15 protein-coding genes are annotated in these 16,078 nt (G+C 61.0%); 10 read left to right on the forward strand and 5 right to left on the reverse strand.

Going from position 1 to position 16,078, the window contains the following annotated elements:
- Positions 1–12 precede the first annotated feature (12 nt).
- Positions 13–1,386: a nucleobase:cation symporter-2 family protein gene (locus HB376_RS37105; protein WP_213768668.1), complete on the reverse strand. Its 1,374-nt coding sequence runs from the start codon at positions 1,384–1,386 to the stop codon at positions 13–15.
- Between the two features lie 387 nt (positions 1,387–1,773).
- Between HB376_RS37105 and HB376_RS37110 the strand changes: the two genes are divergently transcribed.
- The 4 genes from HB376_RS37110 (at position 1,774) to fghA (ending at position 6,595) form a co-directional block, all read left to right on the forward strand.
- Complete coding sequence (locus tag HB376_RS37110; RefSeq protein WP_213768669.1) at positions 1,774–3,204, forward strand: FGGY family carbohydrate kinase; 1,431 nt, start codon at positions 1,774–1,776, stop codon at positions 3,202–3,204.
- 76 nt (positions 3,205–3,280) lie between these two features.
- Positions 3,281–4,513 (forward strand): AGE family epimerase/isomerase, encoded by a 1,233-nt coding sequence (locus HB376_RS37115; RefSeq protein ID WP_213768670.1) that lies wholly within the window; start codon positions 3,281–3,283, stop codon positions 4,511–4,513.
- A 58-nt stretch (positions 4,514–4,571) separates the two neighbouring features.
- On the forward strand, positions 4,572–5,678 hold the full coding sequence (locus HB376_RS37120) for an S-(hydroxymethyl)glutathione dehydrogenase/class III alcohol dehydrogenase (protein WP_213768671.1): 1,107 nt from the start codon (positions 4,572–4,574) through the stop codon (positions 5,676–5,678).
- A gap of 71 nt (positions 5,679–5,749) precedes the next feature.
- The gene (gene fghA / locus HB376_RS37125; protein ID WP_213768672.1) at positions 5,750–6,595 is read left to right on the forward strand and encodes an S-formylglutathione hydrolase; all 846 of its coding nucleotides are present in this window, start codon (positions 5,750–5,752) and stop codon (positions 6,593–6,595) included.
- Between the two features lie 7 nt (positions 6,596–6,602).
- Here the strand turns inward: fghA and HB376_RS37130 are convergent, their stop codons facing one another.
- The 4 genes from HB376_RS37130 to HB376_RS37145 are packed head-to-tail and all read right to left on the reverse strand — an operon-like array spanning position 6,603 to position 9,405.
- Positions 6,603–6,794 (reverse strand): hypothetical protein, encoded by a 192-nt coding sequence (locus HB376_RS37130; RefSeq protein WP_213768673.1) that lies wholly within the window; start codon positions 6,792–6,794, stop codon positions 6,603–6,605.
- The gene (locus HB376_RS37135; RefSeq protein WP_213768674.1) at positions 6,791–7,573 is read right to left on the reverse strand and encodes a metal ABC transporter permease; all 783 of its coding nucleotides are present in this window, start codon (positions 7,571–7,573) and stop codon (positions 6,791–6,793) included. The genes HB376_RS37130 and HB376_RS37135 overlap by 4 nt, the downstream gene beginning before the upstream one ends.
- Positions 7,566–8,465 carry an ABC transporter ATP-binding protein gene (locus HB376_RS37140; RefSeq protein ID WP_213768675.1) on the reverse strand — a complete coding sequence of 300 codons (900 nt, stop codon included), beginning with the start codon at positions 8,463–8,465 and terminating at the stop codon, positions 7,566–7,568. Before HB376_RS37140 ends, HB376_RS37135 begins: the two co-directional genes overlap by 8 nt.
- Before the next feature lie 43 nt (positions 8,466–8,508).
- Positions 8,509–9,405: a metal ABC transporter solute-binding protein gene (locus HB376_RS37145; protein WP_213768676.1), complete on the reverse strand. Its 897-nt coding sequence runs from the start codon at positions 9,403–9,405 to the stop codon at positions 8,509–8,511.
- A gap of 428 nt (positions 9,406–9,833) precedes the next feature.
- Here HB376_RS37145 and HB376_RS37150 point away from each other — a divergent pair, with 428 nt between their 5' ends.
- From HB376_RS37150 to ugpC, 6 genes are all read left to right on the forward strand, one after another.
- Positions 9,834–10,607 (forward strand): L-iditol 2-dehydrogenase, encoded by a 774-nt coding sequence (locus tag HB376_RS37150; RefSeq protein WP_213768677.1) that lies wholly within the window; start codon positions 9,834–9,836, stop codon positions 10,605–10,607.
- A 192-nt stretch (positions 10,608–10,799) separates the two neighbouring features.
- Positions 10,800–12,107: a sugar ABC transporter substrate-binding protein gene (locus HB376_RS37155; protein WP_255631794.1), complete on the forward strand. Its 1,308-nt coding sequence runs from the start codon at positions 10,800–10,802 to the stop codon at positions 12,105–12,107.
- Positions 12,108–12,307: 200 nt separating this feature from the next.
- Entirely contained in the window at positions 12,308–13,150 is an 843-nt protein-coding gene (locus HB376_RS37160; protein WP_255631795.1) for a sugar ABC transporter permease, read from the forward strand.
- Positions 13,147–13,995, forward strand: coding sequence for a carbohydrate ABC transporter permease (locus HB376_RS37165; protein ID WP_213768680.1), 849 nt, complete (start codon positions 13,147–13,149; stop codon positions 13,993–13,995). Before HB376_RS37160 ends, HB376_RS37165 begins: the two co-directional genes overlap by 4 nt.
- A 34-nt stretch (positions 13,996–14,029) precedes the next feature.
- Complete coding sequence (locus tag HB376_RS37170; RefSeq protein ID WP_213768684.1) at positions 14,030–14,758, forward strand: HAD family phosphatase; 729 nt, start codon at positions 14,030–14,032, stop codon at positions 14,756–14,758.
- A gap of 49 nt (positions 14,759–14,807) precedes the next feature.
- Positions 14,808–15,929, forward strand: coding sequence for a sn-glycerol-3-phosphate ABC transporter ATP-binding protein UgpC (gene ugpC, locus HB376_RS37175; RefSeq protein ID WP_213768681.1), 1,122 nt, complete (start codon positions 14,808–14,810; stop codon positions 15,927–15,929).
- Positions 15,930–16,078: the final 149 nt, after the last annotated feature.

Here is a 16,078-nt window from a genome sequence, read left to right on the forward strand (position 1 = left end):
TGATGCGTTTCCTCAGTGCTTCACCTTCGCCGTCCCATCGAAATCCCTTCCGGCATGACGGATCGCGCAGGTCGCGTCGCGTTCCTTCTTCACCCCGTTAAACACAATATTCAGCAGCACCGCCGACACCGACGCCAGCAAGATTCCGCTATGAAGAATGGGTTCCAGCGCGTGCGGTAACTGCGAGAAGAACTTCGGCGCGACCACCGGCACGAGTCCCAGGCCAATACTCACCGCGACGATAAACAAGTTGTGGTGGTTCTTGACGAAGTCGACCTTCGACAGCACCTTGATCCCGTTCGCCGCGACCATGCCGAACATGACGATGCCCGCGCCGCCGAGCACGAACGGCGGTACCGATGCCACCACCTGCGCCATCTTCGGAAACAGCCCGAGCGCCACGAGGATCACGCCGCCGGTCGCACAGACGAAGCGGCTCTTCACACCCGTGACGCCGATCAGCCCGACGTTCTGCGAGAACGACGTATGCGGAAACGAGTTGAAGATCCCGCCAATCAGCGTGCCCAATCCATCCACTCTCAGTCCGCGCACCAGCGCATCCTGATCGACGGGACGCTCGACCATGTCACCGACGGCCAGGAACATGCCCGTCGATTCGATGAAGGTCACGAACATGACGATGACCATCGTTGCAATGGAAAGCGGGTCGAAGTGCGGCAAGCCGAAGTGAAACGGCAACACGATGCCGACCCACGGCGCGTTCGTCACGCCGTTGAGATCGACGCGCCCAAGCGACATGGCAATCCCGAACCCCGCCACGATCCCGAGCAACACCGAAATATTCGCGACAAACCCGCGTGCAAATTTGTTGATCATCAGGATCAAGGTGAGCACGACAAGCGCCAGCAGCAGATAAACCGGATTGCCGTACTCGGGGTTCCCGACACCGCCGGCCGCCCAGTTGATACCCACGCCCATCAGCGACAAACCGATCACCGCGATCACCGTGCCGACCACCACGGGCGGGAAAAAGCGCAGCAATTTGCCGATCATCGGCGCGAGAAAAATCCCCACCACGCCCGCTGCGATCGTCGCGCCGAATATGTCGAGAATGCCGAGCCCCGGATTCGTGCCGATAGCGACCATCGGGCCGACGGCGGCAAACGTGCAGCCCATGATGACCGGCAAGCGGATGCCGAAGATCCACAGGCCCAACGTCTGGATAAGAGTCGCGACGCCGCACGAGAACAGATCGGCGCTGATGAGGAACGCGATCTGGTCTTTCGGCAGCTTGAGCGCCGCGCCGAGAATCAGCGGGACCGCGACGGCGCCTGCGTACATCACGAGTACATGCTGAATGCCTAGCGTAAGTAGCTGGGCGGCGGGTAACCGTTCGTCGCACGGGTGAACCGGGATTGATGCCATGTCGTTTCTGTCTCCAATGTCGACCGGAGTTGGCGCTTTAGCGCCTTACTCCGGTCCCATGCAATTGTTTGCGTTGATCCGAGCGTGTCCCTCGAATTAGTGATTCAAGGTAAGCGGCGCAAAAAATGAGAACAAGTCGACGTTGGCGTATGGCCCCCTTAGCCGCGCTGATATGCCGCGAGTGCCTTAATATCGCGTCTGGCGCAGTGAAGCCACGGCTGGCGGGCGAAGGACGATTTGCGTCGCGCTTGGCAAGGCGTCCAGATACGAGGCGTGGTTATGATGGTTATCCGCCGCACCGCATAGTCTGTTTTCCAGAGGCGCGGCGCGGGCAGCGGGTAAACCCGTCGCAACCCGTTTTTTCAGCTTATTTTTCTACGAATCTCCATGCGATTTCTTGGCATCGATCTGGGCACGGCATCGCTGAAACTCGCTATCGTCGATGAAGACGGTCACGAACGTGCCTTCGCGAGCGCCGCGTACGCAGTCGTGACGCCGTTTCCCGGCTGGGCCGAAACGCCCGTGGAATCCTGGTGGAATGCACTGCGCGATGCAGCCGCACGCCTGCCCGCACATGAGCGCGAGCAGGTGAATGCAATCGGTTTCTCCGGGCAGATGCATGGCGTCGTAGTCGCCGACGAGAACAACCACGCGCTGCGTCCCGCTATGTTGTGGCCCGATACCCGCGCGCTCGATTTGCTCGACGCGTGGCGCCCGCCGCAACCGAATCCCGTCGCGCCCGGCATGGCGGGGCCACTGCTGCGCTGGCTCGTGGTGAACGAGCCCGCAGTGATGAGCAAGACGCGCTGGGCCTTGCAGCCGAAAGACTGGCTGCGCACGGCGTTGGGCGGCGAAGTCTGCACTGATCCGTCGGACGCGTGCGCCACCGCGCTCGCCGCACCTTCGGGCGTGTGGGACGACGCGCTTATCGCGGAAATCGGGCTGCGGCGGGAGTGGTTCGCGCCGCTCGCGCCATCGTATGCAGCGGCCGGCACGTTGAACGCCGAGGGCGCAAAACTGCTCGGGCTGCGCGCCGGAATAGTGCTGGCCGTGGGCGCGGGCGACACTGCTTGCGCCGCGCTCGGCAGTGGTCTTTTTGCCGATGGCGACGCGTTGCTGACCACTGGCAGCGGCGGGCAGGTCGTGGTGATGTCGACGGATGCGCCGGCCTCTGTCATCGGCCTGCACGCGTATCGTGCGGCGACTGACCAGTGGTATCGGATGGCTGCGATGCAGAACGTGGGCGTGGCGCTCGAAGCGGTGCGCGGCTGGCTCGGCTACACGAACTGGCCGAGCGCTTATGAAGATGCGTTCAGTGCGCCCGCATCCACGCGCGTGACGTTTTTGCCGTACGTGAGCGGCGAACGTTCGCCGTGGATGAATCCATCGGCGAGGGGCGGGTGGCTCGGCTTGGGTCTTGGCGACACACGCGGCACGATGATGCGGGCGGCTTTCGAAGGCGTAGCGTTTGCCTTGCGTGCCGGCCTCGATGCCATTCGTCTGAACGCGGGACCCTCGGCCGCGGTACGAACCCTGCGGCTTGCCGGCGGCGGCTCGATCGATTCGCGCTGGCGTCAGCTTCTTGCCGACGCGCTGGACGCCGACCTGCAAGCCGTCGATTGCCCGAACGCGGCGACGCGCGGCGCGGCGATCCTTGGCGGCATCGCGCTCGGGTCCTGGCACGCGGCGGATCTGGCGGCGCTGGCGCCGTCGGCGACGCTGGTTGCATCGCCGGGTGGTGCAGATAGCGACGGGGCTTTGGCGCTCCGTCATACGCGTTTCATCGATTTATACCAGCGTAACGCGAGCTGGTTTTAGCGCTCGTTTCGACCTCCGCTTACACTAACGCTCGCCCAAGCGAATCCAAAGACAGCACGAACAGCCTCATACGAATATGTCCGATACAACCACGTCCCCGGCTACACATCCCGACCATCCCGACTTTCGCTCGCGTGAGTTCCTGCTCGATCACGCACTGCGGACCATGACGTTTTATCATCCGCACTGCATGGACCCGGCGGGCGGTTTCTATCATTTCTACAAAGATGACGGCACGATTTATGACCGCAAGTCGCGGCATCTGGTGTCGAGCACGCGCTTCGTTTTCAACTATGCAATGGCGTACAAGCACTTTGGCCTCGATGAGTATCGCGGCGGCGTGCGTCATGGCATTGAATACTTGCGTGAGTTTCATCGTAACCCGCAGACCGGTGGTTATGCGTGGACGCTCAGCGGCCGCGATGTCACCGATGCCACCAATCATTGCTACGGCCTCGCGTTCGTCGTGCTGGCGTATGCGAAGGCGCTGGAAGCAGGGTTTGAAGAAGCGCGCGGGTACCTGGAAGAAACCTGGGACCTGATGGAAACGCACTTCTGGGACGCGGCTCACGGCCTGTACAAAGACGAAGCGAGTGCGGACTGGGTGGTGTCGGACTATCGCGGACAAAACGCCAACATGCATGCCTGCGAAGCGATGCTCGCTGCGTTCGAGGCGTCGCAGGATGTGCGTTACCTGGACCGTGCCGCGCTGCTTGCGGACAACATGGTGAATCGTCAGGCTGAGCTTGCCGGCGGCCTGGTCTGGGAGCACTACAAGCCGGACTGGTCGGTCGACTGGGAATACAACAAGGGCGACAAGACCAACATCTTCCGGCCATGGGGATTCCAGCCGGGCCATCAGACCGAATGGGCGAAGCTGCTGCTGATTCTCGACCGGCATCGTCCGGACCCGTGGCACGTCACGCGCGCACGAGAACTGTTTGATCGTGCGCTGGAATTTTCCTGGGACCACGAACACGGCGGGATGGTTTACGGCTTCGATATCAAGGGCGAGTTCTACGACGAAGACAAGTATTTCTGGGTCCAGGCAGAGTCATTGGCCGCTGCCGCGTTGCTCGCCGATCAAGCCGCGCAAGCCGGAGATTCGGCTACGGCAGCGCGTTACTGGACCGATTACGACCGTTTGTGGACCTACAGCTGGGACCATTTCGTCGATCACAAATGGGGCGCGTGGTACCGGATACTCGCACGCGACAACACGAAATACAGCAACGAAAAAAGTCCGGCCGGCAAGGTCGACTATCACACCATGGGTGCATGCTACGAAGTACTAAATGTTGTGTCATGACATGGTACGACGCACTGCCTGCCCACTCTGAATCAACGATCAACGAAAGGAGTCAGACATGAAGACCAAAGCCGCCATTGCATGGGAAGCCGGAAAGCCGCTCACCATCGAGGAAGTGGATCTCGAAGGGCCGCGCGCCGGTGAAGTGCTGATTGAACTGAAAGCGACCGGCATTTGCCATACCGACTACTACACGCTCTCGGGCGCCGATCCGGAAGGCATCTTCCCGGCAATTCTCGGGCATGAAGGCGCGGGTATCGTGGTCGATGTCGGCCCGGGCGTGGGCACGTTGAGAAAGGGCGATCACGTCATTCCGCTCTATACGCCTGAATGCCGCCAGTGCAAGTTCTGTCTGTCGCGCAAGACTAATCTGTGCCAGGCCATTCGTTCCACGCAAGGCCGCGGCTTGATGCCGGATGCCACGTCGCGCTTTTTCATCGGCGGGAAGCCGCTGTTCCATTACATGGGTACATCGACGTTTTCGAACTACATCGTCGTGCCGGAAATCGCGGTGGCGAAGGTGCGTGAAGATGCGCCCTTCGACAAGATCTGCTACATCGGCTGTGGCGTGACGACAGGCGTGGGCGCGGTCGTGTATTCGGCGAAAGTCGAAGCCGGCGCGAACGTGGTGGTGTTCGGGCTGGGCGGTATCGGCTTGAACGTGATCCAGGGCGCGAAGATGGTCGGGGCGGACAAGATCATCGGCGTTGACCTGAACCCGCGCCGCGTTGAACTCGCGAAGAAGTTCGGCATGACGCACTTCATCAACCCGAACGAAGTGCCGAATGTCGTCGACCACATCGTGCAGTTGACCGATGGCGGCGCGGACTATTCGTTCGAATGTATCGGCAACACGAAGGTGATGCGCCAGGCGCTGGAATGCACGCACAAGGGATGGGGCCAGTCGTTCATCATCGGCGTGGCGGCGGCGGGCGAGGAGATCAGCACGCGGCCGTTCCAGCTGGTCACGGGCCGTGAGTGGAAGGGCTCGGCGTTCGGCGGCGCACGTGGGCGTACCGACGTGCCGAAGATCGTGGACTGGTACATGGAAGGCAAGATCAATATCGACGATCTGATCACGCATACGCTGCCGCTCGAACGCATCAATGAAGGTTTCGACCTGATGAAGAAGGGCGAATCGATCCGCTCGGTGGTGTTGTATTAAGCGAAGCGCCAACTGAGGCGGCGCGCCAAAAACGGCGCGCTGTCCCGGCGAAAAAAAGAAGGGGTGAAGCAATGCTGGAACTTGTGGAAGAACATCGGTGCTACGGCGGCGTGCAGCGAACCTATAAACACGACTCGCAATCGATCGGCTTGCCGATGCGGTTCTCGGTGTTTTTGCCAGCCGAGGCATCGACCGGCAAAGTGCCCGCGTTGTTCTATCTCGCTGGCCTCACTTGCACGGAAGAGACCTTTCCGATCAAGGCCGGCGCGCAGCGTTATGCCTCTGAGCATGGCATCGCGTTGATCGCGCCGGATACGAGCCCGCGCGGTGCGGGCGTACCGAACGAAAGCGCTGCGTGGGACTTCGGCGTAGGTGCGGGGTTTTACGTCGATGCCACGCAGGAACCGTGGGCGCGTAATTATCGGATGTACTCGTATGTGACGCAGGATCTGCGCACGGCGGTGCTTGCCGAATTGCCGGTGCGTGAGGATCGGCTGGGTATTTTCGGACACTCGATGGGCGGCCACGGCGCGCTGGTTCTCGCGTTGAAGAACCCGGACATTTATAAGTCGGTGTCCGCGTTCGCGCCGATCGCTGCGCCCGCGCAATGTCCTTGGGGCGTGAAGGCGTTTTCAGGCTATCTCGGCGAGGATCGGGAAACGTGGAAGCAGTATGACGCGAGCGAACTGGTGAAGAACGCGGCGTCGAACTTTGCAGCAGGGATCCTGATCGACCAGGGTCTCGCCGATAACTTCCTCGCAGCGCAGTTACATCCGGAGTTATTCGAAGCGGCGGCGCAGGCCGCAGGGCAGAAGGTGACCGTGCGCAGGCATGATGGCTATGACCACGGGTATTACTTCATCTCGACGTTTATCGGCGAGCATATTGCGTTTCATGCACGCACGCTGTGTGCTTGAGAGTGGGTCAGGCGGAAGCGCGTGGGGCGCTTTCGCTTGCGATTTCATCGTCCGGGTTTTCAGGCGGTTCTGCCCACCCGTCGAACGGATCACGGGCATAGATCCCTTGATTACGGTCTTCCATGCTCAGGAAACCCTCGGGCACGTCAACGTCTTTAAGCAACGCGAAGAACTCATTCCAGTCAGCGGCTCGATTCATTTTCGTCCCAACAAACTCAACCCATACACCCCTGCCGCGAGGATCGTGATCCAGAAGCTTGTCGGCCAGTCGGTGTAATACGCCAGCGTCAATCCCAACCACGCCTGCACCAGCGCAAAAACCGCCGCGAGCAGTACGCCGGTCGATAGCCGCATCGCCAGGTTTTGTGCCGCTGCGGCCGGTCCCACCATCAACGCGAAGACGAGCAAAACGCCCACTATCTGCGTCGATGCCGCCACCGCCAGCGCCGTGATCGCGAGGAACAGGATGGACACGAGGCGCAGCGATACCCCTTTGGCTTCGGCCAATTCGGGTTGGAGCGAAGCGAACAACAACGGCCGCATGATGATCGCGAGCGCGCCGAGACTGACCACCGCGAGCCCGGCCAGCACCACGAGCGTGTCATGGTTCACGCCGAGCACGTTGCCGAACAGCAGCGCCGTTGCCTGACTCGCATACGCGGTGAAGAAGTGCAGGAACAGCAAGCCGAAGCCGAGCGACAACGTGAGGATCACGCCGATAGCGACATCGCGTCCGGTCAGCTTTTCGCCGAGCGCGCCCATGCCGATACCCGCCGCGAGCGTGAAGCCGATCATCCCCCAGAGCGGCGACATGCCGACCAGCACCGCGCCGGTCGCGCCGGTGAAACCCACGTGCGATAACGCGTGACCCGCAAAGGTCTGGCCGCGCAGCACGAGGAAGTAGCCGACCACGCCCGCGAGCACCGCGACAATCCCCGACGCCGCGAAGGCGTTTTGCATGAACTCGTATTCAAACATCGTGGGAATGCGTTCCGGTGTGGTGGTGAGCGTGACTGTGATCGTGGTCGTGGTCGTGGGAATGTCCGTTCGGACCGTCCTCGTGCGCGTGGTCGAGCTTGTCGACTTCCACGTCGCCGGCCATCACGAAGATGCGGCCGTTCACGCGCATCACGTCAATCGGCGATCCATATAGCTGCGATAAAACCGGCTTCGTGATGACTTCATCGATCGTACCGAGCGCCGCGCGCCCATTGCCGAGATACAGCACCCGGTCGATGGAGTTCAGCAGCGGGTTGAGCTCGTGCGCCGAGAACAGCACGGTAATGCCGAGTTCGCGCTGCACGCTCCGCACGAGATCGACCACGCCGGTTTGATGTCGCGGATCGAGACTGATCAGGGGTTCATCGAGGAGCAGGAGTTTGGGGTCGCCGAGCAGGCATTGTGCGAGCAGCAAACGCTGCCGTTCTCCGCCCGACAACTCTGATAACGGCCGCATGGCGAGCGAGCGTCCACCGACCAGATCGAGTACGCGATCGACATCGGCACGCGCCGCGGCGCTTGCGCGCGGCAGGCCCCAGCGATGACCATCGGCGGCCATGGCGATGAAGTCGCGGCCGCGCAGATGCCGGCCGGCAAGACCGCTGCGCGTTTGCGGCATGTAGCCAACGGACGGATTACCCCGCACGACCGCCGCGCCGTTCACGCGTATCGTTCCCTTCGATAACGGCAGCAACCCCAGCATCGCGCGCATCAGCGTGGTCTTGCCGGCGCCGTTCGGACCCAGCACGCCGATAAACTCGCCCGCCGCCACGCTGAAGCTGGCGTCCTTCAGGATCGATCGTCCGCCAAGTTCGAGCGCAACGTGCTCGACTTCCAGCGCACCGGCTTTACCTCGTGTGGAACCCGTCATTGCAACGCGCCTGCAAGCGCGAACGTCCTATTGCCACATCCCGTCATTGTGTCTTTCCCTGCAGCGCAACCGACAACGCGTCGAGCTGCGACGTCATCCATGTCTGGAAGGTCTTGCCGGCGGGCAGCGTCTCGGTGACGCTGATGCTCGGCACGTGTGAATCGTGGGCCACTTTCAACATGCGCTTCGTGAGTGCTTCCGTCGCCTGACTGTTATAGATCAGCACGTGCACGCGACGCTCGCGCAGATCTTTTTCGAACGCGGCGATATCCGTTGCGCTCGGTTCCGTGTCGTTCATCGCGGCCAGCTGGAAGCGGTTATTGCGCATGTCGAGGCCGATCGCGTCCGACATATAACCGAACACCGGTTCCGTCGCTGTCACGGGTACACCCTTATATTGGCTCTTGAGCGCGGCAACCTTGTCGTCGATGGGTTTCACCGATGCCAGGAACGTCGCCAGACGCGCGTCGTAGTCACCCTTGTGCGCCGGGTCCGCCTGGACCAGATAGTCGCTCACCGCTTTCGCCACCGTCGGCATGGTCGCCGGGTCGTACCAGAGATGCGGATTATCGCCGGATTTCCTGCCCATCAGTTGCGCCGCGACGATAGTCGTGCGCCCCTTGCCCTTCGATGCCGACAGCAGCTTGTCCATCCACGGATCGTAGTCGGCGCCGTTATACACGACAAGCGCCGCATTCTGCAACGCGCGCGCGGTCTTCGGGCTGGCTTCGAACAGATGCGGATCTTCGTCGGGGTTGCTCAGGATGCTCGTCACCTGGACATGATTGCCGCCGAGCTGGCGCACGACATCGCCGTAGAAATTCTCGGCCGCGACCACCGGCACCACGCCTGTGGACGCCGTTTGCGCCGTGGCTGTGCCGCACAAGCTGGCAGATAAAAGGGCGGCGCAGCTCAGGATGACGGCGGCAAGTTTGCTCATGGTGTTTCCTGGAATAAGGGTGGATAGAGGCTGACGGTGTGCGTAGCGTCCGCGTTCTGCATGCCCACTGTGCAGGCGTGACTGCCGGCGTGACCTTCTCGGCTACGCCCGTTCGAATCGATCGTGATGATATAACGTATCACTGCATTTTGCATCCACTGACGTATTACGAAAGCCTATCCGGGCCTTGTTCCAGACACTCGCCCATAACCCGCAAACCCGCGCCGGTTGGGGTTTTCCCGCAGTTTTGAGGTGCTTTGCGCGCCGCAGCATCGAAACATGGCGGCGTGCCTTGACACCGCCTCACACCTCACCGATCATTCGACCAAACAGAGAGCAATTGATCGCGCATAGAGCGTTCGCTCACTATCGCGTGTTTCAAGTGTGCAATTTCAAGTAGCCGAATCAGAGACGAACCGGAGACAACCGTGAGACTGCAGGACAAGGTAGCAATCGTGACGGGTGCGGCAAGCGGGATTGGCGAAGCGGTCACGAAGCGATTTCTGGACGAAGGCGCGAAGGTCGTCGTCGTCGATCTGAAGGACGAAACCGAGTTGGCGCAGCGTTTTGCGGACCACGCTGACCGCGTGCTGGCCATCAAGGCCGATGTCACGAAGCGCGAGGACCTGGAGCGCATTGTCGCGACCTCCGTCGATAAATTCGGCGGTATCGACATCCTGTTCAACAACGCGGCGCTCTTCGACATGCGCCCGATCCTCGACGAATCCTGGGACATCTTCGACCGCCTCTTCTCGGTCAACGTGAAGGGCATGTTCTTCCTGATGCAACTCGTCGCGCAACGCATGGTGGAGCAGGGCCGTGGCGGCAAGATCGTGAACATGTCGTCGCAGGCCGGGCGTCGCGGCGAGGCGCTAGTTTCCCACTATTGCGCAACCAAAGCCGCCGTGATCAGCTACACGCAATCAGCCGCGCTGGGGCTCGCCCAGCATGGCATCAACGTGAACAGCATCGCACCAGGTGTTGTCGATACCCCGATGTGGGAGACGGTCGACGCGCTCTTCGCGAAGTACGAAAACCGCCCGCTGGGTGAGAAAAAACGGCTGGTTGGCGAGGCCGTGCCGCTCGGCCGCATGGGCCTGCCGAACGATTTGACGGGCGCGGCGCTGTTCCTCGTATCGGCGGATTCGGACTACATCACGGCACAAACGCTGAACGTTGACGGCGGCAACTGGATGAGTTGACGGCGCGCGTTGCATGCGTGCATCAGGACGCCGTCGCAGGGAAGATCGCCAGTGAAGATCAATTAACGCAACACCTGTACTACCCGAGTATCGACTGCTTCAAGCAACGCCACGCAAGACCAGCGCCCGTGCTAACGATAAAGGAGACGAAACAACATGAAACGCGCCAACTTCACCCTCAAGACCCTACCGATGCGCTCGCTCGCATTCGCCGCATTCGCCGTCGCCGCGATTGCACCAATTGCCGCGAAGGCCGCGACCGTGACGATCGCGACGCTCAACAACCCGGACATGATCGAGTTGAAGAAGTTGTCGCCGGCGTTCGAAAAAGCGAATCCGGACATTCAACTGAAGTGGGTCATCCTCGAAGAAAACGTGCTGCGCCAGCGCGCCACCACCGACATCACCACGAACAGCGGCCAGTTCGACGTGATGGCGATCGGCACCTATGAAGCGCCGCAGTGGGGCAAGCGCGGCTGGCTCGCACCGATGACGAACCTGCCGGCCAATTACGATATCGACGACGTGGTGAAGACCGCCCGCGACGGCCTCTCGTATAACGGCCAGTTGTATGCGTTGCCGTTCTACGTCGAAAGCTCGATGACTTATTACCGCAAGGACCTGTTCGATGCCGCCGGCCTGAAGATGCCCGACCAGCCGACCTACGACCAGATCAAGCAATTCGCCGACAAGCTCACCGACAAATCCAAAGGCCAGTACGGCATCTGCTTGCGCGGCAAAGCGGGTTGGGGCGAGAACATGGCGTTTTTCTCAACCGTCGTGAATACGTTCGGCGGCCGCTGGTTCGACGAGAAATGGCAAGCACAGCTCAATACTCCGGAATGGCACAAGGCCCTCACGTTCTACTCGGACCTGCTGAAGAACGACGGCCCGCCGGGAGCCAGCTCGAACGGTTTCAACGAGAACCTGACGCTGATGTCGTCGGGCAAGTGCGCAATGTGGATCGACGCGACGGTGGCGGCGGGCATGTTGTACAACAAGGCACAGTCGCAAGTGGCTGACAAGATCGGCTTCGCGGCAGCACCGGTCGCGGTCACGCCGAAGGGCTCGCACTGGTTGTGGTCATGGTCGCTCGCGATTCCGAAGACCTCGAAGTCGCAGGACGCCGCGAAGAAGTTCGCGACGTGGGCTACGTCGAAGGAGTACATCGAACTGGTTGCCAAGGACGAAGGCTGGGCCTCGGTTCCCCCGGGCACACGCAAGTCGACCTACGCCAATCCGGAGTACAAGAAGGCGGCGCCGTTCGGCGACTTCGTGCTGAGCGCTATCGAATCGGCGAACCCGAACGATGCAACGCTGCAAAAGGTGCCGTACACCGGTGTCCAGTTCGTCGGGATTCCTGAATTCCAGTCGTTCGGAACCGTGGTTGGCCAGTCGATCGCCGGTGTGGTTGCCGGACAGACGACGGTCGATGCCGCGCTGACAGCCGGCAACGCTGCAGCGAATCGTGCCGTGAAGCAAGCCGGGTACCAGAAATAAGGGCTCAAAGCAGCAACTTGTTGCGCCTAACGTAGGACAGCGGGCCGCGCCGCTTCTGTGAAGAAGCCTGGTGCGCGGCCTGCGCATCATCGAGAGGTGACACGATCATGAGTCAACTTAATCCCCCCCTCACAGACGGTTACGCGGAATCCGCCGCAGCGCGCGACAAGAAGCGCGCGAAGTCGGTCCGCTGGCTCATCATGCCGTCGACCGCTGTACTGTTCCTGTGGATGGCCATCCCGCTCGCGATGACCATCTGGTATTCGTTCTCGCGATACAACCTGCTCAACCCCGATGTCAAAGGGTTCGCCGGTCTCGATAACTATGAATTCCTGGCCACCGATCCGGCCTTCCTGCCGTCGATTGTTCATACGCTGACGCTGATTGGATCGGTGTTGCTGATTACCGTAATTGGCGGCGTGCTGCTTGCCGTGCTGTTCGACCGCAAGTTCTATGGTCAGGGCATTGCGCGGCTGCTGGTCATTGCACCGTTCTTTGTCATGCCTACGGTCAGCGCGCTGATCTGGAAGAACATGATCTTGCATCCGGTGTATGGCCTGATCGCCGCGTTGATGCGGTCGTTGGGGCTTCAGCCGATCGATTGGTTTGGCGACTATCCACTCTTTGCTGTGATCGTGATTGTTGCGTGGCAGTGGCTGCCGTTCGCGTTCCTGATTCTCTTCACGGCGATCCAGTCGCTGGATCAGGAGCAAAAGGAAGCGGCGCGCATCGACGGTGCCGGCGCGTTCTCCATGTTCTTCTACATCACGCTGCCGCACTTGAAGCGCGCGATTGCCGTGGTGGTGATGATGGAAACCATTTTCCTGCTCTCCATCTTCGCTGAAATCTATACGACGACCGGCGGCGGCCCGGGCACCGCGACCACCATCCTGTCGTACCTGATCTACGCGCTCGGCTTGCAGCAATTCGACGTCGGCCTGGCTTCCGCCGGCGGCATTCTGGCGGTCGTGCTGGCGAACGTCGTTGCGTTCTTCCTGGTGCGCATGCTCTCGAAGAACCTGAAAGGGGAGTACGAATCATGAGCCATCCCGTTACCGCAACAACGTCCGTGCCGATCCTCGACACGCTCAAGCGCGGCGTGCTCGGTGTGATCGCGTGGCTGTTCGCGCTGCTGCTGTTTTTCCCGATCTTCTGGATGACCATCACGGCGTTCAAGACCGAGCAGCAGGCGTATTCGTCATCGCTGATTTTCACGCCCACGCTCGACAGTTTCCGCGAGGTGTTCGCGCGCAGTAATTACTTTGCGTTCGCGTGGAACTCTATCCTGATCTCGGTCGGCGTCACGGTGATCTGCTTGCTGTTCGCTGTGCCGTGCGCGTACGCCATGGCGTTTTTCCCGACCAAGAAAACGCAGAAAGTGCTGCTGTGGATGCTCTCGACGAAGATGATGCCGTCGGTCGGCGTGCTCGTGCCGATCTACCTGCTGTGGAAAAACACCGGCATGCTCGACACGGTGTGGGGTTTGATCGTCGTCTATACGCTGATCAACTTGCCGATCGCGGTCTGGATGTCCTACACGTACTTCAACGAAATCCCGCGTGACATCCTGGAAGCCGGGCGTATAGACGGCGCGGCGACGTGGCAGGAAATCGTCTATCTGCTGATGCCGATGTCGCTACCCGGGCTTGCGTCCACCGCGTTGCTGCTCGTGATCCTTTCGTGGAACGAGGCGTTCTGGAGCATCAACTTGTCGAGTTCGAACGCGGCGCCGCTGACGGTGTTCATTGCGTCGTATTCGAGCCCGGAAGGTTTGTTCTGGGCCAAGCTCTCGGCGGCTTCACTGCTGGCCGTGGCGCCGATCCTGATTGTCGGCTGGTTATCGCAGAAGCAACTGGTGCGCGGCCTGACCTTCGGCGCGGTGAAATGAAGCTTAACCCGAGGTCGATCCAGTGAACCTGAACTTGTCCCAAGCCGGCGTACCGGACGCGCTCGCTCCAGCCGATGTCCTCGACGGGCATCTGCTGATCTGCGACTGTGACGGCGTATTGATCGACAGCGAAGCGATTGCGGGACGTGTGCTCGTGCAGCAGATGGAGGCGCTCTGGCCCGGCGTGGATGCCGAGCCAATCGTCACGCCGCTGCTCGGGCTGCGGATCGAAACAGTGCTGCTGCGCACGGCCGAAGCGCTCGGCCGGACGCTCGATTCAGCCCAGATCGATGCAATCCGGGTGGTCGTTGAAGCCGCGGCCGTGGAAGGGCCGGCAGTCGACGGAATCGAGGCCGCGCTGGCCGCGATTTCCTTGCGCAAGGCCTGTGCGAGCAACAGCTTTACGTCGTATGTAGAAGCCGTGCTGAGCCGCACGGGCCTCGTGCGGTTTTTCGGCGAGCGTCTGTTTTGCGCCGATAAAGTACCAAACCCGAAACCCGCGCCCGACGTGTACCTCGCGGCGGCGCGGACCTTGCGGGTGGCGCCCGAACGCTGCGTGGTGGTCGAAGACAGCGTGACCGGCGTCACGGCGGCAGCGGCGGCGGGCATGACCGTGCTCGGTTTCGTGGGCGCCGGTCATGCAACTGAAGGACAAATTGATGCGCTGAAACGTGCTGGCGCAAGTGTCGTGTTCGACGAGATGGGGCAACTCCCCGCGCTCGTTGGGCAGTGGCTGCAAAACGCAAGCTTCGAACTGCCGTGAGCCTCTTGCTCGCAGAAAACGAAGCCAAGTTAAAGACGGAGACTCCATCATGGCAAGCCTGAATCTGCGTAACATCAACAAGCGCTACGAAGAAACCGAAGTGATTCGCAGCGTGAACCTCGATATCGCCGATGGCGAATTCGTCGTGTTCGTGGGCCCAAGCGGTTGCGGCAAATCCACGCTGATGCGGATGATCGCGGGTCTGGAAGATATCAGCGGCGGCGACCTGATGATCGACGGCGTGCGCGTGAACGACGTGCAGCCGGCCAAACGCGGCATTGCGATGGTGTTCCAGTCGTACGCGCTGTATCCGCACATGACGCTGTACGACAACATGGCGTTTGGCCTGAAGCTTGCCGGCACGAAGAAGCCGGAGATTGATGCAGCGGTCAAGCAGGCAGCGAAGATCCTGCATATCGATCATTTGCTCGATAGGAAACCTAAGCAATTGTCGGGCGGCCAGCGTCAGCGGGTGGCGATCGGCCGCGCGATCACGCGCAAGCCGAAGGTGTTCCTCTTCGACGAGCCGCTGTCCAACCTGGACGCCGCGTTGCGCGTGAAGATGCGTCTGGAGTTTGCGCGTCTGCACGACGAGTTGAAGACCACGATGATCTATGTGACGCATGATCAGGTGGAGGCCATGACGCTGGCTGACAAGATCGTGGTGTTGTCGGCGGGGAATGTGGAGCAGGTCGGAACGCCTAACCAGCTTTATCACGCGCCGCAGAACAAGTTCGTGGCGGGTTTTATCGGCTCGCCGAAGATGAATTTCTTTAACGCCGAAATTACGCAGGTGTTAAGCGATGGCGTGCTGGTGAAGTATGCGACAGGTGAGACCCAACTGACGGCGGTCGAGCCGGGTAGTGCGAAGGTCGGCGATTCGGTGACGGTCGGGATTCGTCCGGAGCATTTGCATGCAGGGACGGCGGCGACGGTGGAGCACGGGGTATCGGCGAAGACGATGGCCGTGGAGTCGCTCGGGGATGCCGCTTATCTGTACTCGGAGTCGACGGTGGCGCCGGAGGGGATCATCGCCCGGATTCCGCCGCTTGAGCGCCATTCGCGTGGCGAGGTGCTGAAGCTTGGCGCTTTGCCTGAGCATTGCCATTTGTTTAATGCTGATGGGATTGCTTATCAGCGGAAGATTGTTGAGGTGTTGTCGGCGGCGTAGGGGGGTGCTCGCGCCGGTGGACGGGGGGGGCTTTGGCGAGTGGCGGGGATTTCGGCGTTAGTGGTCGGGGTTAATGCCGGGTTGCTGCTTTCGGTGTTAGTGGTCTGCGAGAGTCGGATTTTCTCTTTATCACTATTAGCCACTGTGCG

It is taken from the genome of Caballeronia sp. dw_19, from assembly GCF_018449515.1.
Classification (GTDB): Bacteria; Pseudomonadota; Gammaproteobacteria; order Burkholderiales; family Burkholderiaceae; genus Caballeronia.